Raw genomic sequence first — 15840 nt, forward strand, 5'->3', positions numbered from 1 at the left:
TATATCTTTTTAGTTTGTTCATAAATAACATATTAAGTACCAAATATAATTCACTTATTTTACAACTTACAAGATGTCTGCACAATTTAATTTGCAGAGGCTTCTTGTATTTTTAATTTTACAGGCGGATCGTTTAAATTCCGCCGCACCGCCGCGTTGACAATTTTCTGTCTCCTGCTTTATAATAGCCGCCCTTTTGCCGTTAAGCTGCGGAAAAGGAGATTATGTGCCTGAGCGATGTTAAGGAGAAACTTTAAATGGCAACGATAAATCAATTGATCAAAAAAGGCCGGAGAAAAAAAGTTTTTAAAACCAAATCTCCCGCTATGGCGTCCTGTGCGCAGAAGCGCGGCGTCTGCATGAAGGTTTACACAACCACTCCCAAAAAACCAAATTCCGCGTTGCGCAAAGTCGCGCGTGTGGTGCTGTCTAATAAAGAAGAAGTCACCGCCTATATCCCGGGCGAGGGGCACAATCTGCAGGAACACTCGATCGTGATGATCCGCGGCGGGCGCGTAAAAGACCTGCCCGGTGTGCGTTACCATATTTTGCGCGGTGCGCTGGACACGCTCGGCGTGGAAAAACGCCGGCAAGGGCGTTCCAAATACGGCGCGAAACGGCCAAAGCCCGAAAAGAAATAAGGAGAGGATAGATGTCGAGAAGAAACCGAGCGGTCAAGAGAAGCAAAAATCCCGACCCTGTTTACAATAATTATCTGGTGTCTGAAACGATCAACAAAATCATGCTGAAAGGCCTGCGTTCCAAAGCGGAACATATTGTGTACGGTATGATCGATTTGCTGGGCGAGAAAACCAAAAAATCCGGTATCGAAGTCTTTAATGAAGCGGTCAATAACATCAAGCCGGTCATGGAAGTAAAATCCCGCCGCGTCGGTGGCGCCAATTATCAAGTGCCGGTGGAAGTCCGTCCGGAGCGGGCGCAGTCGCTGGCGATCCGCTGGTTTATCACGGCCGCGCGCGCGCGCAAAGGCAAAAATATGATCGAACGCGCCGCCGCGGAAATGCTGGACGCGTTCAACAACACGGGCGCGGCGATCAAGAAAAAGGACGACACGCACAAAATGGCTGAGGCTAATAAGGCTTTTGCGCATTTTAGATATTAAGCAACGGTTGGTCTTTGAGATAAAAGGAGCAGGAAATTGGGCGCTAGACAGGTAGAATTAAAAGACACGAGAAATATCGGTATTGCCGCGCATATTGACGCGGGCAAAACCACGCTTTCCGAGCGCATTTTGTTTTACACCGGCGTGTCACACAAGATCGGCGAAGTGCATGATGGCGCGGCGATCATGGACTGGATGGTGCAGGAGCAGGAGCGCGGCATCACGATCACTTCCGCGGCGACCACCTGTTTTTGGAACAAAGACGACACTAAATACCGCGTCAATTTGATCGACACCCCCGGCCACGTGGATTTCACCGTGGAAGTAGAGCGCTCTTTGCGCGTGCTGGACGGCGTGGTCGCGGTTTTCTGCGCGGTGGGCGCGGTGCAGCCGCAGTCGGAGACGGTCTGGCGTCAGGCTACCAGATACAAAGTGCCGCGCATTGTTTTCGTCAATAAAATGGATCGCGTCGGCGCCAATTTTTACCGCGTGGAAGAGCAGATCGTGGATAAACTAAACGGCCGTCCGGTGCCGATCCAGCTGCCGATCGGCGCGGAGGATAATCTCCGGGGTGTTTTCGATCTGGTCAATATGCGGGCGATCTACAATAAAGGTGAAAAAGGCACGGAGCTGGAATACTCCGACGAAATACCAGAAGAATTAAAAGATAAAATTCCAGCCTACCGCGAAAAACTGATCGAGGCTGCCGCTGAGCAGGACGAGGCCTTGCTGGAAAAATACATGGCCGATCCGTCCAGCCTGACTCCTGCGGAGATCAAAAAGGGTTTGCGCGCTGGAGTGATCAAAACGGATTTTGTCCTGATGACCTGCGGTTCGGCTTTCAAAAACACTTCGATCCAGCCGCTGCTGGACGCGGTCTGCGATTATCTGCCCACTCCGCTGGAAAAGCCGGTTTTTGGCACGGATGCGGACAGCGGCGAGGAAATAACGGTCAAAGTCGGCGACAGTGAAAAATTTGTCGGTCTGGCTTTCAAGGTGGCGACCGATCCTTTTGTCGGACGCTTGACTTATGTGCGCATTTATTCCGGCACTTTGCAGTCCGGCTCTTATGTGGTGAATACGACCAAAGGCTCAAAAGAGCGCGTCGGCCGTCTGGTGCTGATGCACTCCAATAAACGCGAGGAGATCGACGAAGTGCACGCGGGAGATATTTGCGGCGTGATCGGTTTGAAAGACACGACGACTGGCAATACTATCGCCGCGGAAGGCAATAATATCGTGCTTGAGGCGATGACTTTTCCGGAAACGGTTATTGACGTGGCGATCGAGCCGAAAACCAAAGCGGATCAGGAAAAAATGGGTGAGGCGCTCAAAAAACTGGCCGAGGAGGATCCGACTTTCAAAGTGCGTACCGATGAACAGACCCAGCAGACGATTATTTCTGGTATGGGCGAGCTGCATCTGGAGATCATCGTTGACCGCCTGGTGCGTGAATTCAAAGTCGAGGCCAATGTTGGCAAGCCGCAGGTGGCTTACCGCGAAACTATCCGCAAATCAGTCGAACAGGAAGGCAAGCATATCAAACAATCCGGCGGCCACGGCCAGTACGGACATGTCTGGCTGCGCATTGAACCCAATGAAAAAGGCAAGGGCTACGAATTTGTCAATGAAATTGTCGGCGGTGTTGTGCCGCGCGAGTTTATCACCCCGGTGGACAAAGGCGCGAAGAACGCTCTGGCTTCCGGTGTGCTGGCTGGTTTCCCGCTGGTCGATGTGAAAGTCTCTTTATTCGACGGTTCTTATCACGATGTGGACTCTTCGGATATCGCTTTCCAGCTGGCGGCGAATCTGGCTATCAAAGAAGGCGTGCCGAAATGTAATCCGGTTTTGCTGGAGCCGGTCATGAAAGTTGAAGTGGAAGTTCCGGAAATTAATTCCGGCGATGTGATCGGTGATTTGAGCAGCCGCCGTGGCCGTATCGAGGGCATGGAGTCTATTCGTGGCACACAGATCATCAAAGCCAAAGTTCCGCTGGCGGAAATGTTCGGCTATTCCACAGACCTGCGCAGCAAGACCCAGGGCCGTGGCACTTACACGATGGAGTTTTCCGATTACGAAGAAGCGCCGAAAAATGTCACCGAGACAATTATCAGCAAATATAAAGGAAATTAAGAGAGGTATACTGTGGCAGTCAAAGCAAAAACTAAAACAACATCCAACCATACGGTGCGGATCAAGCTACGGTCTTTTGATCACGCTTTGCTGGATCAATCTTCCGGCCGGATCGTGCATACCGCGCAGCGCTCCGGCGCCAAAGTGCTGGGGCCGATACCGCTGCCGACAGACATTAAGCGCTGGACGGTTTTGAAATCTCCGCACGTGAATAAGAATTCCGGCGAGCATTTCGATTTGCGCGTGCACAAACGGCTGATCGATATTATTGATCCGCCGGCCACCACTATCGACGCGCTGACCAAGCTGGATCTGCCGGCTGGCGTGGACATTGAGATCAAGAGCTAAAAGAGGATTGGAAGAGAGGATCGGACATGAAAAGTTTATTGGGCAGAAAGATCGGTATGACGCAAGTTTTCACTGACGACGGTCGGGCGCAGGCGATCACTGCGGTGGAATGCGGCCCGTGCGTGGTTTTGCAGGCCAAGAAAAAAACTGAAAAAGATAACTATTCGGCCTTGAAGCTGGGTTTTCTTGAGGCAAAAAAGGCCGACAAAGCGAAGCTGGGCGTGGCCAAAAAAATAGGCCTGGACAAAGCCAAAAAATACGTGCGAGAAGTGCGCGTGCCGGACACGCTGGATATTCCGGCGGGCAGCGTTTTAAATTGCGATATTTTCGCGGCTGGCGAAAAAATTTCGGTGACCGGCACGAGCATCGGCAAGGGCTTTCAGGGCGCGATCAAGCGGCATGGTTTTACGATCGGCCCGCGCAGTCATGGTTCGAAAAATAACCGCATCACCGGCTCGCAGCGTTTTATGGATCGCGGCGGACGTATTCCCTGCGGCGCTAAAATGCCTGGACAAATGGGCAATGCCCGTGTTACAATCCGCGGCCTCAAGGTCGTAGAGGTCTTGAGTGACAAAAACGTTATTCTTGTCAGCGGCGCTATACCGGGCCCGAAAAACGGGTTGGTTGTTGTAAGCAACCATCATGCCGAATACGACGCTGAGAAAATAGCTGCCAAAAAATAAGAGGTTTAAAAAATGGCGTCAGAGGTAAAAGTTTTTGATCTGGCCGGCAAGGCTGTTGGGTCATTAACGCTGAATGAAAAAATTTTCGGCGCGAAAGTAAACAAGGGTTTACTGCATCAGGCCGTGTTGAGTTATCTGGCGGTGGCGCGCGCCGGCACGCACAGTACCTTGACCAAATCCGAAGTGCGCGGCGGTGGCCGAAAGCCGATGGCGCAAAAAGGCACAGGCAATGCCAGACGCGGCTCCAGCCGTTCTCCGTTGATTCCAGGCGGCGGTGTGTCTATGGGCCCCAAGCCGCGCGATTATGCTTTTTTCTTGAACAAGAACATGAAAAAAGCGGCGTTGCGTTCGGCGCTGACGGACAAAAAAGATAACATGATCGTTTTGAAAAATCTGGACATCGCGCAGCCCAAGACCAAAGAGCTGAGCGCGGTTTTGCGGAATTTTAAAATAGAGACCAAGGCTCTGTTTGTTGATGAAGTGCTGACGGAAAACACGGCCAGAGCTGGCCGGAATATTCCGACGGTCAAAACTGAAAATGTCAAAAACATTTCGGTGTATACTTTGCTGAAGCACGACAAGTTTTTTGTAACTGAAGCGGCCGTGCGCAAGCTGGAGGAAATATTAGGATGAGTATTTACGAAACACTGGTCAAGCCGGTCGTGACGGAAAAAAGCAATGTCGAGCTGGGCAAAAACGTTTATACATTTATCGTAGACCGTGGCGCGACCAAAGTCGCTGTGCGTAGCGCGGTGGAAAAAATTTACGGCGTCAAAGTGGCTAAAGTAAACACGCAGATTATTTCCGGCAAAAAACGCCATTACGGCCGCATTGCCGGGCAGGAGTCGGACTGGAAAAAAGCGGTAGTGCGCCTCAAGGCCGGCCAAAAAATTGACGCGTTGTTAGGTTAGCGGGAGAGTAAGATGGGTGTTAGAAGAATAAAACCAATTTGCAATGCCAGCCGGAATACGATTCTGTATGATTTTGCGGAGCTCACGACTGACCGGCCGGAGAAAAGCCTGCTGGTTGTCGCAAAAAAAACTTCTGGCCGCAACAATCAGGGCAAGATCACCTGTCGGCACAAAGGCGGCGGTCATAAGAATTTTTTCCGCCGGATCGATTTCAAGCGCGAAAAAGACAATATTCCCGCCAAAGTTGTTTCTATAGAATACGATCCCAACCGCACCGCGCATATCGCGCTTTTGAGTTATGCCGATGGCGAAAAAAGATATATTTTGGCGCCACGCGGCTTGAAAGTGCACGACGCTGTCCTGTCCGGTCAGGGCGCGGATATTCACCCGGGCAATGCTTTACCGCTAGGGGCAATACCGGTCGGCACTATCGTGCACAATGTGGAGCTGACCGCGGGCAAGGGCGCGCAGCTGGCGCGTTCGGCTGGTGTTTCGATCCAGCTGATGGCCAAAGAGGGCGATTACGCGGTGCTACGTCTGCCGTCTTCGGAGCTGCGTCTGGTGCGGCAGGAATGTCGCGCGACTGTCGGCGTAGTCTCCAACGAGGATCATTTCAATATCAAGCTGGGCAAGGCCGGCCGCGCACGCTGGAAAGGCCTGCGTCCGGAAGTCCGTGGTTCGGTGATGAATCCGGTAGATCATCCGCACGGCGGCGGCGAAGGCCGCGCTCCGGTTGGCCATCCCGGGCCGATGACCCCCTGGGGCAAGCCGGCGCTGGGCAAAAAGACCCGCAAGCTGAAAAAACTTTCAACGAAATTGATCATTCGCCGGAAAAAGAAATAAGGAGAGGAAATGTCTAGATCGTCAAAAAAAGGGCCGTTTTGCGACGCGCATCTGCTGAAAAAAGTGCAGAAGCTGAACGAAGCCGGTGAAAAAAAACTGGTCAAAACCTGGTCGCGCCGCTCGGCGATTTTTCCGGATTTTGTCGGACATACGATCGCGGTGCACAATGGCAATAAGCATATCCCGATTTACGTCACAGAAAATATGGTCGGGCACAAGCTGGGCGAGTTCGCGCACACGCGCACTTTTAGAGCGCACGGCGGCACTCAGAAAAAAGAAGAAGGAGCCGCACGGTAATGGCTGAGAAAAAAGCAAAAAAAGAAGCGGCGAAAAAGACTTCGTCTGAAACAGCGACGCTGGAAAAAAAGCCAGCGGCGGACACGCCGCTTGAAAAAGCTGGTTTGGTTAAAGCGGAGGCTAAAATGGTGCGTATTTCGCCGCGCAAGGTAGACCGGATTTTGAAATTGATCCGCGGCCGAAATGTCGCTGCTGGTTTGACGACGTTGCAATTTTTGCCACATTCCGCCGCGCGTTATATTGAAAAAGTTTTAAAGTCGGCGATCGCCAATGCGGAGCATAACAATAAATTGGCGAAAGATAAATTGGTGATCGCGCAGGCGGTAGCTAATAGCGGAGCGCTATTGAAACGCTGGCGGGCCGGCGGCAAAGGCCGCGCCCAGCGGATCAAGAAATACACGTCGCATATCAGGATCGCCGTGCAGGAAGGGAGCAGATAATGGGCCATAAATCGGATCCGCGGTCGTTAAGGCTGGGCATCAATAAAGAATGGGATCGCGTTTGGTATGCGCCCAAGAAAGAATTTTCCGGCTTTTTTTTGGAAGACCAGAAGATCGAGGATTTTGTGCTGGTCAAGCTGAGCAAAGCCAGTGTTTCGCGTGTGTTGATCAAGCGCAAGGTCAATCAGATTACCGTGGATATTTTTGCGGCGCGGCCGGGTATGATTATCGGCAAAGGCGGCGCGGACGCGGAAGCTTTTAAGCAGCAGCTGCAAAAATTGACCGGCAAAAATGTGCAGCTTAATATCAACGAATCGCCCGGTGTGAACACCTGCGCGATTTTGCTGGCTGAAAATGTGGCGTCGCAGTTGGAGCGCCGCATCGCTTTTCGCCGCGCGATGAAACAGATCATCACCAAAGCGCTAAAATCCGGAGCGCAGGGCATCAAAGTTATGGTCTCCGGCCGTCTGGGTGGCGCGGAAATTGCCCGTACCGAATGGTACAGAGAAGGCCGCGTGCCGCTACACACTTTTCGCGCGGATGTAGACTACGCCGTGACCGAAGCGCAGACTACTTATGGCAAGATCGGCGTGAAAGTCTGGGTGTACAAGGGCGATATTTTGGATAAAAAAGACGTGAAACTGGATCTGAAACCCTCGGCTGTGGAGATAGAGGAGGAAAAAGAAAATGTTAATGCCTAAGCGCACGAAATACCGCAAACAGCAGCGCGGTAAAAATCGTGGCGTGGCTTCGCGCGGCACGAAAGTGTCTTTTGGCGAATACGGCTTGATGTCTTTGGATAACTGCGCTTTGACCAGCCGGCAGATCGAGGCGGCGCGCAAAGCGATCACGCATCATGTGCTCAAGGGCGGCAAGATCTGGATCCGCGTGTTCCCTGATCACGTGGTCACGCAGCGTCCGGCTGATTCGCGCATGGGCAAAGGCAAAGGCGCGCCGTCGCTGTGGGTGGCCAAAGTGCGTGCCGGCAGAGTGTTGTTTGAGGTGAGCGGCTTAGCTGGAGCGGCGGCGCAGAAAGCGTTACTGTCCGCCGGACATAAACTGCCCTGTCATGTAAGATTTGTGACGGCCGAGTAATTGAGGAGAAATAAATGCTGACCTGGGAAGAAATAAAAAAAATGGATAGAGCCGCGGTGGAAAAAGAAGTCGTGGAGCTGAAAAAAGAGTATTTTGAGAAAAAACAAAAATTGCTGCGCGGTGAGCAGAAAGACATTTCGGAATTTAAAAAACTGAAAAAAACCGTGGCGCGCCTGCTGACTTTTGCCGCGTCACTGCCGCCGGCGGAAAAAATAGAAAAGAAGGACAGAGACAGCAAAAAAGATGATAAAGCGGAAAAGCTGGAAAAAAAACCGAAAGAAAAAGAGCCGAAAAAAGAAATAAAAGAAACCAAGAAAGCCGAAAAAAAAGAAACAAAAAAACCGGCAAAAAAGGAGAAACGTAAATAATGCGCGGAGTAAAGAAAACCCGTCAGGGTATCGTGGTCAGCAATAAGATGGATAAGACCATTGTTGTGCAGGTGGACAGGCAAAAAGCCCATCCGCAGTTCGGCAAAATTATCACCGTGAGCAAGAAATTTCACGTTCACGATGAAAAAAACGCCGCGCGGCCGGGCGATGAAGTGCTGATCATGGAAACACGCCGTTTGAGTAAGACCAAAACCTGGCGGCTGACGGAGATCGTGAAAAAGAGCGCTAAGTCTCTGGAAACCAAAGTGGAAAATAGTTTGGAAAATATTGACAAGATTTAAATTAAGGAGCAGGAAAAATAATGTTGCAGCGTGAATCAAGAATGGTGGTAGCGGATAACAGCGGCGCGCGCGAAGCGCTGATCATGCACATACCGGGCAATTCTTACCAAAAAGAAGTGTCGGTCGGCGCGGTCGTGACGGTGGTTGTGAAAAAAGCCTCGGTCGGCATGAGCGTTAAAAAAGCCGAAGTACACAAAGCGGTGATCGTGCGCACGAAGAAACCGCTACGCCGTCCCGACGGCACATATCTGCGCTTTGATGACAATGCCTGCGTGATCATCGATCCCAAAACCAAAGAGCCGAGAGGCACGCGTATTTTTGGACCGGTGGCCCGTGAGCTTAAAGACAAAGGCTACGCGAAAATTATTTCACGCGCCTCAGAAGTGCTGTAGGAGAAAACATGGCGAGCAAGATAAAAAAAGGCGATCTGGTCAAGGTGTTGTCCGGCAAGGACAAGGGCAAGCAGGACAAAGTGCTGGAAGTTTTTCCAGAGGACGGCAAATTGCTGGTGGATAACGTGCGCCGCGTGAAAAGACACACCAAGCCGGCGCAGGGACACGCTGGCGGCATAATTGACAAATTGCTGCCGATACCGGCAGCCTGTGTGCGGCTGGTCTGTCCGGCCTGCAAAGCCGCGGTGCGTGTGGGTTTTAAAATGGTCAAGGACAAAAAAGTGCGTTACTGCAAAAAATGCGCCGCGGTCATTGATAAATAATGGAAAAATAATGGAAAAATAATGGGAAATAGTGGGAGAAAAAATGTTAGACCTTAAAGAGTTATATAAAAAAGAGATTGTGCCGGCGATGATGAAAGAATTCAACTACGCCAATCCCATGATGGTGCCGAAGATCACCAAAGTCGTGGTCAACCGCGGCTTGGGCAAGATCGCCACCGAAAATGTGAAAAATGTCGATATTTTTGTGGACGAGCTGCAGCAGATCACCGGCCAAAAAGCGGTGGTCAGCAAATCCAAAAAGGCGATCTCCAATTTTAAATTGAGAGAAAATTTGGCGATCGGCTGCAAAGTGACGCTGCGCAAAAATAAAATGTATGACTTTTTGTCCAAGCTCTTAAATCTGGCGCTGCCGAAAGTGCGCGATTTTCGCGGTGTACCCAAAAGTTCTTTTGACGGCCGGGGCAATTATTCGCTGGGCATTCAAGAGCAGATCGTTTTTCCCGAGATCAGATTTGAGCAGGTGCAAAAACTAACCGGCATGGATATTACGATTTGCACGACAGCCAGGACGAATAAAGAGGCATATTTCCTTTTGGAAAAATTAGGGATGCCGTTTAGAAAATAACACCTCGACTCCGCTCGGTGTCCAGACGGTCATTGAGCGGCGCGCAAAGGAGCCTGGTCGAAGTGGGTCGAAATGACCGAGAGAAGGAGAGTTTAATGGCTAAAACGTCGATGAAAGAAAAAGCGAAAAGGAAACCGAAGTTTGCGGTGCGGCAGCATAACCGTTGCCAGATCTGCGGGCGGCCGCGCGGGTTCATTCGTTTTTTTAGTATTTGCCGCGTTTGCTTTCGGGAGTACGCGGCGCAGGGTAAAATCCCTGGCGTGCGTAAAACGAGCTGGTAAGGAGAAAGTATGAGCACAACTGATTCTTTGGGAGACATGATCACTATAGTCCGCAACGGTTCAGCCGTCGGGTTCAAGCAAGTCGAGCTGCCGTTTTCTAAACTGCGGCAGGCCGTGCTCAATGTGATGAAACGCGAGGGTTTTATCAGCGAGGTGGAGTCTTATCAAAAAGAAGGCACGGCGCATTATTATTTGAAAGTGACTTTGAAATACGGCCCGGCGGGCGAGAAAGTTTTAAATCACATCGAACGCCTCAGCAAACCAGGCCGCCGCCTGTATTTGTCCAAAAACAAAATCCCGCGCGTGCGCAACGGTTACGGGGCGATAATTTTGACCACGCCCAAAGGCGTGTTGTCCGGCAAAGAAGCCCGTCTGAAAAAAACCGGCGGCGAAGCGGTTTGCCGGATGTGGTAGGAGGAGGAGCAGTATGGGGCGCGTAGGCAAAATGCCGATAGCTATTCCGCAGGGCGTGGACGTCAATATTCAAGACGTCGGCCTGCTTTACAAAATTTCGGTCAAAGGCCCGAAAGGAACGCTGAGCGGCGGTTTCCGCAAGGACATTAAAATTGAGAAAAAAGAAAACACGCTGGCTTTAACCATGACCGATACGGAAAAACAAACTTCCGCGCTGCACGGCACTTACCGTGTTCTGCTTAACAATATGGTGCTCGGTGTGACCAGGGGTTTTGTCAGAGCTTTAACCTGGGAAGGCGTGGGTTATCGTATGCAGGCCAAAGGCAAGGGCTTAAATATTCAAATGGGTTACTCGCACGATGTGGAATTCAAAGAAGTGCCGGGCATTGCTTTTAAAGTGGACAACAATGTTTTGACTATCGAGGGCGCGGACAAACAGCTGGTCGGCCAGGTGGCCGCCAATATTCGCGCGATACGCGGGCCGGAGCCGTACAAGGGCAAAGGTATTCGCTATGTCGACGAAACGATACAGCGCAAGGCTGGCAAAGCCGCGAAATAACTGGGAGAAAAAATGGCAAGAATAAACAAAATAACGGAGAGAGCAAGAAAGGTCAAAGGCACGGCCGAGCGGCCGCGTCTGGCAGTGCATAAATCGCTCCGCCGTATTACAGCGCAGGTCATTGACGATGTGAGATCCGTGACGCTGGCTTACGCGGTGTCCGGCAAAGAGGACAAAAACAATATTGAGACCGCTAAAAAAGTCGGCGCGGAAATCGCCCAAAAAGCGCTGGCGGCCGGCTTGAAAAAAATAAACTTTGACCGTCGGCGTTATTTGTATCACGGCAGGGTCAAGGCTTTGGCCGACGCCGCGCGCGCCGGTGGGTTGGAGTTTTGAGTCGAACTTAACAAGGCCACGTTGTGGCCGACGTTAAGTTCGACTCACAAGCGCGAAGCGCGACGTGTGAAATAATAAAAATGAAATGTATAATTAAAATTTGGTTAATTAAAAGGGAGTGTTGAATGTCAGAGAGAGATTTTAACGCAAAAGAATCAGATCAGCAGGAAAGAGTAATTTCCATTGACCGTGTGACCAAAGTGGTCAAGGGCGGCAAAAATATGCGTTTCCGCGCCTCTGTGGTGGTCGGCAATCTAAAAGGCAATGTTGGTTTTGGCGTGAGCAAGTCGATCGAAGTGCCGAAAGCGATACGCAAAGCCATCGAAGCTGCCAAAAAATCACAGGTTTTAGTTAAGTTTTTCGGCACGACTATACCGCATGAGATCGAGGGTAAGTACGAGGCTTCGCGTGTCATTCTCAAACCGGCGCGCAAAGGTACAGGTGTGATCGCCGGCGGCGCGGTGCGCTCTGTGCTGGAATTAGCCGGCATCAAAGACGTGGTGGCCAAATCTAAAGGCTCTTCTTCGCCGGTCAATGCGGCGCGCGCGACGATTTACGCTTTGAGCCAGCTGCTGGATCAAAAAACCACCGAAGATCTGCGCGGCGTGAAATTATCGACGTACAATGCCAGCGAACGCCTGATCTTCAGCGGCGACAAAACTTACAGCATTAATATTGCCGCTGACACAAATGTGCCCAAGGGAGAAACCGATGTTAAAGCTTAATCAATTGCGCCCGGATCGGGGCGCCAGAAGAAAAACCAAACGTCTGGGACGCGGCCATGCTTCGGGCGTGGGACAGCAGGCCGGCCGCGGTCATAAAGGCCAGGGTTCGCGCGCTGGCGGCGGTGTCTACACCGGCCACGAAGGCGGACAAAAGCCTCTGTATAAACGCACACCCAAACTGCGCGGTTTTCGCCCGCACAATAAATTAACGTACGGCATTGTCAATGTTGCGAGTTTGGCTTTGGGTGAAAAATCCGGCGTGGTCAATCTGGCCACTTTGATAGAAGCCGGCGTGGTGAAAAAAAATTCCGGCTTGCTGAAAGTTTTGGGCAACGGCGAATTAAAAACTGCCCTGACTGTGCAGGCGCATGCTTTTTCCGCCTCGGCCAAAGAAAAAATCCAGAACGCTGGCGGCCAGGCGGAAATACTGACTGCTGTTCCGGCAAAAACTAAGGCTTGATCAAATAGCCGGATTATTTCTGGTTAGCTGTAAATTTAATGAATTCTGCCGGTGCCATTAGCCAGGATTTTTTGGGAAAATGCCGCAGGTTTCCGGTGAGTAATATAGCTTGAGAACTGACCGCCGCGTCATAAAATTTGCGGTCGCTTTCATCGGTAAAAGCGATGTTGCTTTTTTTTGGCAGGATAAGAAAACCTCGCTGCGTAAGCCCATTGATCAAAGCATTGATTTTTTCTGCGCCGAAAGAAAATTTCGGTCTGGATAATACAGTCCAGTATTCAGACAATATTGTTGAACTGTAACACGGCCGCAATAGTTTAGCGCCGACCATTTTAATTATCTGCGCCGGCGGGCCTTGCGAAAGCAGGGCGGATACCAGCACGTTGGTGTCCAGGACGACCTTAATGGCGGACATGTTGTTTGCGGGCGGCGCGAATCTCCGCGTTGATTTCAGCCAGTGTCATTTTGGATTTGCCGTTGCGGATGGACTCCATCTGCAACGAGGCGACGGTCTGCATAAATTCCAGTTGTTCCAAAATTGCCAGAGTTTTTTCAAAATCCGCCATGTCAGTCTTGAGCATAATCGCAGAAGGCTTGCCGTTGTTGGTCAAAACCGCTTTGCCCTCTTTGGTCAATTTGGCCAGCGCGCCGTTGGGTGACCGGCTGAATTCCCGGATGGATAAAAATTGCATTTACACACCTCTCTCAATACCAGTTTATTTTTAGCATACCTTATTGTCTGACATTTGTCAATGTTTTGTCAGACAACATGAATTGCCAAAAAACTGAAACTTTTTCAAGATGATTACGATAAATATTAGTGTCCCGCGGAGCTTCCCACGGGGTGTTTTTTTTCTTTTGGACAAAAAAACAGAATATCTTTATAATAGGCTGGTTATATTTTAGAAAAAAGGAATCAATTTTGCTGGCCAACCTCAAATATATTTTCAAACTCCCCGATCTGCGGAAAAGATTGTTTTTTACTCTGGCGATGATCGCGGTGTCGCGTATCGGCGCTTTTATCGCGCTGCCCGGCATCGACACTTCCGCGTTGAAAGCCCTGTCCGCCGCCGGCGGCGCCGGCAATTCTTCGCTTTTGGGTTTCGTCGATCTGTTTTCCGGCGGCGCTTTGACCAATTTCTCGATCTTTTCGATGGGTATCATTCCTTACATTAACGCCTCGATCATTATCCAGCTGCTGACGATCATCATGCCGTCGCTCAAAGAGCTGGCGCAGGAAGGCGAGGGCGGCCGTAAGCAGATCTCGCAGTACACGCGTTATCTGGCGCTGGGTCTGGGCTTTTTTCAAGGCCTGACCGTGGCGGTCAGTTTCCTGAATACCAATCTGATTTCCATTAACACCGGTTATATTTCCTATTGGTGGTTTGTCCTCACTTCGGCGCTGACCATGATGGGCGGCACGGCGTTCCTGATGTGGATCTCTGAGCTGGTCACCGTCAACGGCATAGGCAATGGCGCGTCGCTGCTGATTTTCACCGGCATAATTTCGCGCATGCCTTCTTATATTTCACGTACCATGAAAGTTTTGCTGGCGCCGTCGGATTATATCGGGCTGTTTTTTCTGCTGGCGGTGCTGGTGCTGGTCGTGATCGGCATTGTGATCGTGCAGGATGCCCAGCGCAAAATCCCCGTGCAGTATGCTAAAAAAATTGTCGGCAACAAAATGTACGGCGGTCAGGCGACATATATTCCGCTGAAGATCAATCAAGGCGGTGTGCTGCCGGTGATTTTTGCTTCGTCGATGCTGATGTTCCCGGCAATGCTGGCGCAGCTGCTGCCATTCCTGGCTGGCCTGGCCGCCGTGCTGCGGCCGGACGGCGTATGGTACATGCTGTTGTTTGCCGTGCTGATCTTCTTTTTCACTTATTTTTACACGGCGGTCACTTTCAATCCGCGCGAGCTGGCGGACAATATTCAAAAATACGGCGGATTTATTTTGGGTGTGCGTCCCGGCCAGCCGACCGTGCAGTATTTGGACAGCATTATCTCGCGGCTGACTTTTGCTGGCGCGACGTTCCTGGCGCTGATCACGATCCTGCCGATCGTGACCGCTAATATCACCACGATCGACACGTTCATTGGTCTGGGCGGCACGGCTCTGCTGATCATGGTCGGTGTGACCCTTGATCTCATGCGTCAGATCGACATGGTGGTCGTGAATAGCAAATACGAGGGATTGATCAGATGACCAAAGATTTAATAATACTTGGCGCGCCGGGCGCCGGCAAAGGCACGCTGGCCGTCGACCTGTGTCCGCGTTTGGGACTCAAGCATATTTCCACCGGTGACCTGCTGCGGGAAGTTATCGCTTCCGGCTCGCCGCTCGGTCAGGAGATCGGCGGTTATGTGAAATCTGGCGCGCTGGTGCCGGACGATTTGATCGGCCAGATGATCAAGGACACGCTAAACTCGGCCGCCTGTCAGAACGGCGTTTTGCTCGACGGTTTTCCACGGACTATACCGCAGGCCGAGATGCTGGAAAAAATCCTGGCCGATCTGCGCCGGCCGATCTCTGCGGTTTTTTATTTGAGCGTGGAACTAGACAGAGTGATCCGCCGCCTGGTCAATCGCGTGTCCTGCCAGAAATGCGGCAAGCCGTATCATCTGCTCAATCTGCCGCCGCGGGAAAAAGGCGTCTGCGATGTTTGCGGCGGCGCGTTGCTCCAGCGCGAGGATGACAAAGAAGAGACGATCCGCAAACGATTTGCCACTTTTTTGGAAAAGACACAGCCGCTGATCGATTTTTACCAAAAGCAAAATTTGTTGACGGAAATTCAAGCCGACGATGACCCGCAAAAAACCCTGGCTGTCGTTCTGGAACACCTAGCTCAAAAGTAATTATGGAACCAAATTTTAAATTGCCGTGGCCGAAAATTAGCGTTAAAAAATAATGGATAATATATTATCTATTAAAAAATCTCTGGTGGAACGCGTCAAGCAGCGCCGCAAAGAGCGAGATTTGTCCCAGCAGACATTGGCGGAACGCTCGCTGGTCAGTTTCGGCTCGATCAAGCGTTTTGAAAGGAGCGGGGAAATTTCCCTGAGCGCGCTTTTGCGTGTTGCCTTGCTCCTGGGCTGTGAAAATGATTTTGCCGGTTTATTTCAGGAAAATTTTTCGTTAAATAATACTAGTCGGTCTGGGGGGGGGGGGGCGCCGCGCCCCGCCGCGCGGGGGGGGGGGGGGGGGTGTGGGGGTGTGG

Annotated in this window: 27 protein-coding genes and 1 pseudogene; 26 read left to right on the top strand and 2 right to left on the bottom strand. The window is 51.2% G+C overall.

Going from position 1 to position 15840, the window contains the following annotated elements; genetic code table 11:
• Window positions 1-257 precede the first annotated feature (257 nt).
• The 23 genes and pseudogenes from rpsL (at window position 258) to rplO (ending at window position 12619) form a co-directional block, all read left to right on the top strand.
• Window positions 258-641 (top strand): 30S ribosomal protein S12, encoded by a 384-nt coding sequence (gene rpsL / locus LBJ25_06850; protein ID MDR1453671.1) that lies wholly within the window; start codon window positions 258-260, stop codon window positions 639-641.
• A gap of 11 nt (window positions 642-652) precedes the next feature.
• Window positions 653-1123: a 30S ribosomal protein S7 gene (gene rpsG, locus LBJ25_06855; protein ID MDR1453672.1), complete on the top strand. Its 471-nt coding sequence runs from the start codon at window positions 653-655 to the stop codon at window positions 1121-1123.
• A gap of 36 nt (window positions 1124-1159) precedes the next feature.
• Entirely contained in the window at window positions 1160-3256 is a 2097-nt protein-coding gene (gene fusA, locus LBJ25_06860; GenBank protein MDR1453673.1) for an elongation factor G, read from the top strand.
• 12 nt (window positions 3257-3268) lie between these two features.
• Window positions 3269-3604 carry a 30S ribosomal protein S10 gene (gene rpsJ, locus LBJ25_06865; GenBank protein ID MDR1453674.1) on the top strand — a complete coding sequence of 112 codons (336 nt, stop codon included), beginning with the start codon at window positions 3269-3271 and terminating at the stop codon, window positions 3602-3604.
• A 26-nt stretch (window positions 3605-3630) separates the two neighbouring features.
• A complete protein-coding gene (gene rplC / locus LBJ25_06870) occupies window positions 3631-4287 on the top strand; it encodes a 50S ribosomal protein L3 (protein MDR1453675.1) in 657 nt (218 codons plus the stop codon).
• Between the two features lie 12 nt (window positions 4288-4299).
• A complete protein-coding gene (rplD, locus tag LBJ25_06875) occupies window positions 4300-4920 on the top strand; it encodes a 50S ribosomal protein L4 (GenBank protein MDR1453676.1) in 621 nt (206 codons plus the stop codon).
• Window positions 4917-5198 carry a 50S ribosomal protein L23 gene (rplW, locus tag LBJ25_06880; protein ID MDR1453677.1) on the top strand — a complete coding sequence of 94 codons (282 nt, stop codon included), beginning with the start codon at window positions 4917-4919 and terminating at the stop codon, window positions 5196-5198. Before rplD ends, rplW begins: the two co-directional genes overlap by 4 nt.
• Before the next feature lie 12 nt (window positions 5199-5210).
• Complete coding sequence (rplB, locus tag LBJ25_06885) at window positions 5211-6041, top strand: 50S ribosomal protein L2 (GenBank protein ID MDR1453678.1); 831 nt, start codon at window positions 5211-5213, stop codon at window positions 6039-6041.
• Window positions 6042-6050: 9 nt separating this feature from the next.
• Window positions 6051-6338, top strand: coding sequence for a 30S ribosomal protein S19 (gene rpsS, locus LBJ25_06890; protein MDR1453679.1), 288 nt, complete (start codon window positions 6051-6053; stop codon window positions 6336-6338).
• Window positions 6339-6463: 125 nt separating this feature from the next.
• Window positions 6464-6778: a 50S ribosomal protein L22 gene (gene rplV, locus LBJ25_06895; protein MDR1453680.1), complete on the top strand. Its 315-nt coding sequence runs from the start codon at window positions 6464-6466 to the stop codon at window positions 6776-6778.
• Window positions 6778-7479 (top strand): 30S ribosomal protein S3, encoded by a 702-nt coding sequence (gene rpsC, locus LBJ25_06900; protein MDR1453681.1) that lies wholly within the window; start codon window positions 6778-6780, stop codon window positions 7477-7479. The genes rplV and rpsC overlap by 1 nt, the downstream gene beginning before the upstream one ends.
• Window positions 7466-7873 (top strand): 50S ribosomal protein L16, encoded by a 408-nt coding sequence (rplP, locus tag LBJ25_06905; protein ID MDR1453682.1) that lies wholly within the window; start codon window positions 7466-7468, stop codon window positions 7871-7873. The genes rpsC and rplP overlap by 14 nt, the downstream gene beginning before the upstream one ends.
• A gap of 14 nt (window positions 7874-7887) precedes the next feature.
• On the top strand, window positions 7888-8241 hold the full coding sequence (gene rpmC, locus LBJ25_06910) for a 50S ribosomal protein L29 (GenBank protein ID MDR1453683.1): 354 nt from the start codon (window positions 7888-7890) through the stop codon (window positions 8239-8241).
• Window positions 8241-8543, top strand: a complete 303-nt coding sequence (gene rpsQ, locus LBJ25_06915; protein ID MDR1453684.1) for a 30S ribosomal protein S17 — start codon at window positions 8241-8243, stop codon at window positions 8541-8543. The genes rpmC and rpsQ overlap by 1 nt, the downstream gene beginning before the upstream one ends.
• A gap of 20 nt (window positions 8544-8563) precedes the next feature.
• The gene (gene rplN, locus LBJ25_06920; protein ID MDR1453685.1) at window positions 8564-8935 is read left to right on the top strand and encodes a 50S ribosomal protein L14; all 372 of its coding nucleotides are present in this window, start codon (window positions 8564-8566) and stop codon (window positions 8933-8935) included.
• A gap of 8 nt (window positions 8936-8943) precedes the next feature.
• Entirely contained in the window at window positions 8944-9258 is a 315-nt protein-coding gene (gene rplX, locus LBJ25_06925) for a 50S ribosomal protein L24 (protein ID MDR1453686.1), read from the top strand.
• 43 nt (window positions 9259-9301) lie between these two features.
• Window positions 9302-9844, top strand: coding sequence for a 50S ribosomal protein L5 (gene rplE, locus LBJ25_06930; GenBank protein MDR1453687.1), 543 nt, complete (start codon window positions 9302-9304; stop codon window positions 9842-9844).
• Between the two features lie 95 nt (window positions 9845-9939).
• Complete coding sequence (locus LBJ25_06935) at window positions 9940-10125, top strand: type Z 30S ribosomal protein S14 (protein ID MDR1453688.1); 186 nt, start codon at window positions 9940-9942, stop codon at window positions 10123-10125.
• A gap of 9 nt (window positions 10126-10134) precedes the next feature.
• A complete protein-coding gene (gene rpsH / locus LBJ25_06940) occupies window positions 10135-10539 on the top strand; it encodes a 30S ribosomal protein S8 (GenBank protein ID MDR1453689.1) in 405 nt (134 codons plus the stop codon).
• 13 nt (window positions 10540-10552) lie between these two features.
• Window positions 10553-11098 (top strand): 50S ribosomal protein L6, encoded by a 546-nt coding sequence (rplF, locus tag LBJ25_06945; protein MDR1453690.1) that lies wholly within the window; start codon window positions 10553-10555, stop codon window positions 11096-11098.
• Window positions 11099-11110: 12 nt separating this feature from the next.
• Window positions 11111-11434, top strand: a complete 324-nt coding sequence (rplR, locus tag LBJ25_06950; GenBank protein ID MDR1453691.1) for a 50S ribosomal protein L18 — start codon at window positions 11111-11113, stop codon at window positions 11432-11434.
• Window positions 11435-11559: 125 nt separating this feature from the next.
• Window positions 11560-12006 (top strand): annotated as a pseudogene (gene rpsE / locus LBJ25_06955) (30S ribosomal protein S5).
• Window positions 12007-12145: 139 nt separating this feature from the next.
• Window positions 12146-12619: a 50S ribosomal protein L15 gene (gene rplO / locus LBJ25_06960; GenBank protein MDR1453692.1), complete on the top strand. Its 474-nt coding sequence runs from the start codon at window positions 12146-12148 to the stop codon at window positions 12617-12619.
• 13 nt (window positions 12620-12632) lie between these two features.
• Here the strand turns inward: rplO and LBJ25_06965 are convergent, their stop codons facing one another.
• Both LBJ25_06965 and LBJ25_06970 read right to left on the bottom strand, forming a co-directional pair.
• Complete coding sequence (locus tag LBJ25_06965) at window positions 12633-13034, bottom strand: putative toxin-antitoxin system toxin component, PIN family (GenBank protein MDR1453693.1); 402 nt, start codon at window positions 13032-13034, stop codon at window positions 12633-12635.
• Window positions 13021-13311 (bottom strand): hypothetical protein, encoded by a 291-nt coding sequence (locus LBJ25_06970; protein MDR1453694.1) that lies wholly within the window; start codon window positions 13309-13311, stop codon window positions 13021-13023. The genes LBJ25_06965 and LBJ25_06970 overlap by 14 nt, the downstream gene beginning before the upstream one ends.
• Window positions 13312-13541: 230 nt before the next feature.
• Between LBJ25_06970 and secY the strand changes: the two genes are divergently transcribed.
• The 3 genes from secY to LBJ25_06985 all read left to right on the top strand — a co-directional run.
• Window positions 13542-14828 carry a preprotein translocase subunit SecY gene (gene secY / locus LBJ25_06975; GenBank protein ID MDR1453695.1) on the top strand — a complete coding sequence of 429 codons (1287 nt, stop codon included), beginning with the start codon at window positions 13542-13544 and terminating at the stop codon, window positions 14826-14828.
• Entirely contained in the window at window positions 14825-15478 is a 654-nt protein-coding gene (locus LBJ25_06980) for an adenylate kinase (GenBank protein ID MDR1453696.1), read from the top strand. The genes secY and LBJ25_06980 overlap by 4 nt, the downstream gene beginning before the upstream one ends.
• Before the next feature lie 52 nt (window positions 15479-15530).
• Window positions 15531-15840: helix-turn-helix domain-containing protein (locus LBJ25_06985; protein ID MDR1453697.1), on the top strand; the 310-nt coding region annotated here is incomplete at its 3' end.

It is taken from the genome of Candidatus Margulisiibacteriota bacterium (assembly GCA_031268855.1).
In the GTDB taxonomy this organism is placed as follows: Bacteria; Margulisbacteria; Termititenacia; order Termititenacales; family Termititenacaceae; genus Termititenax.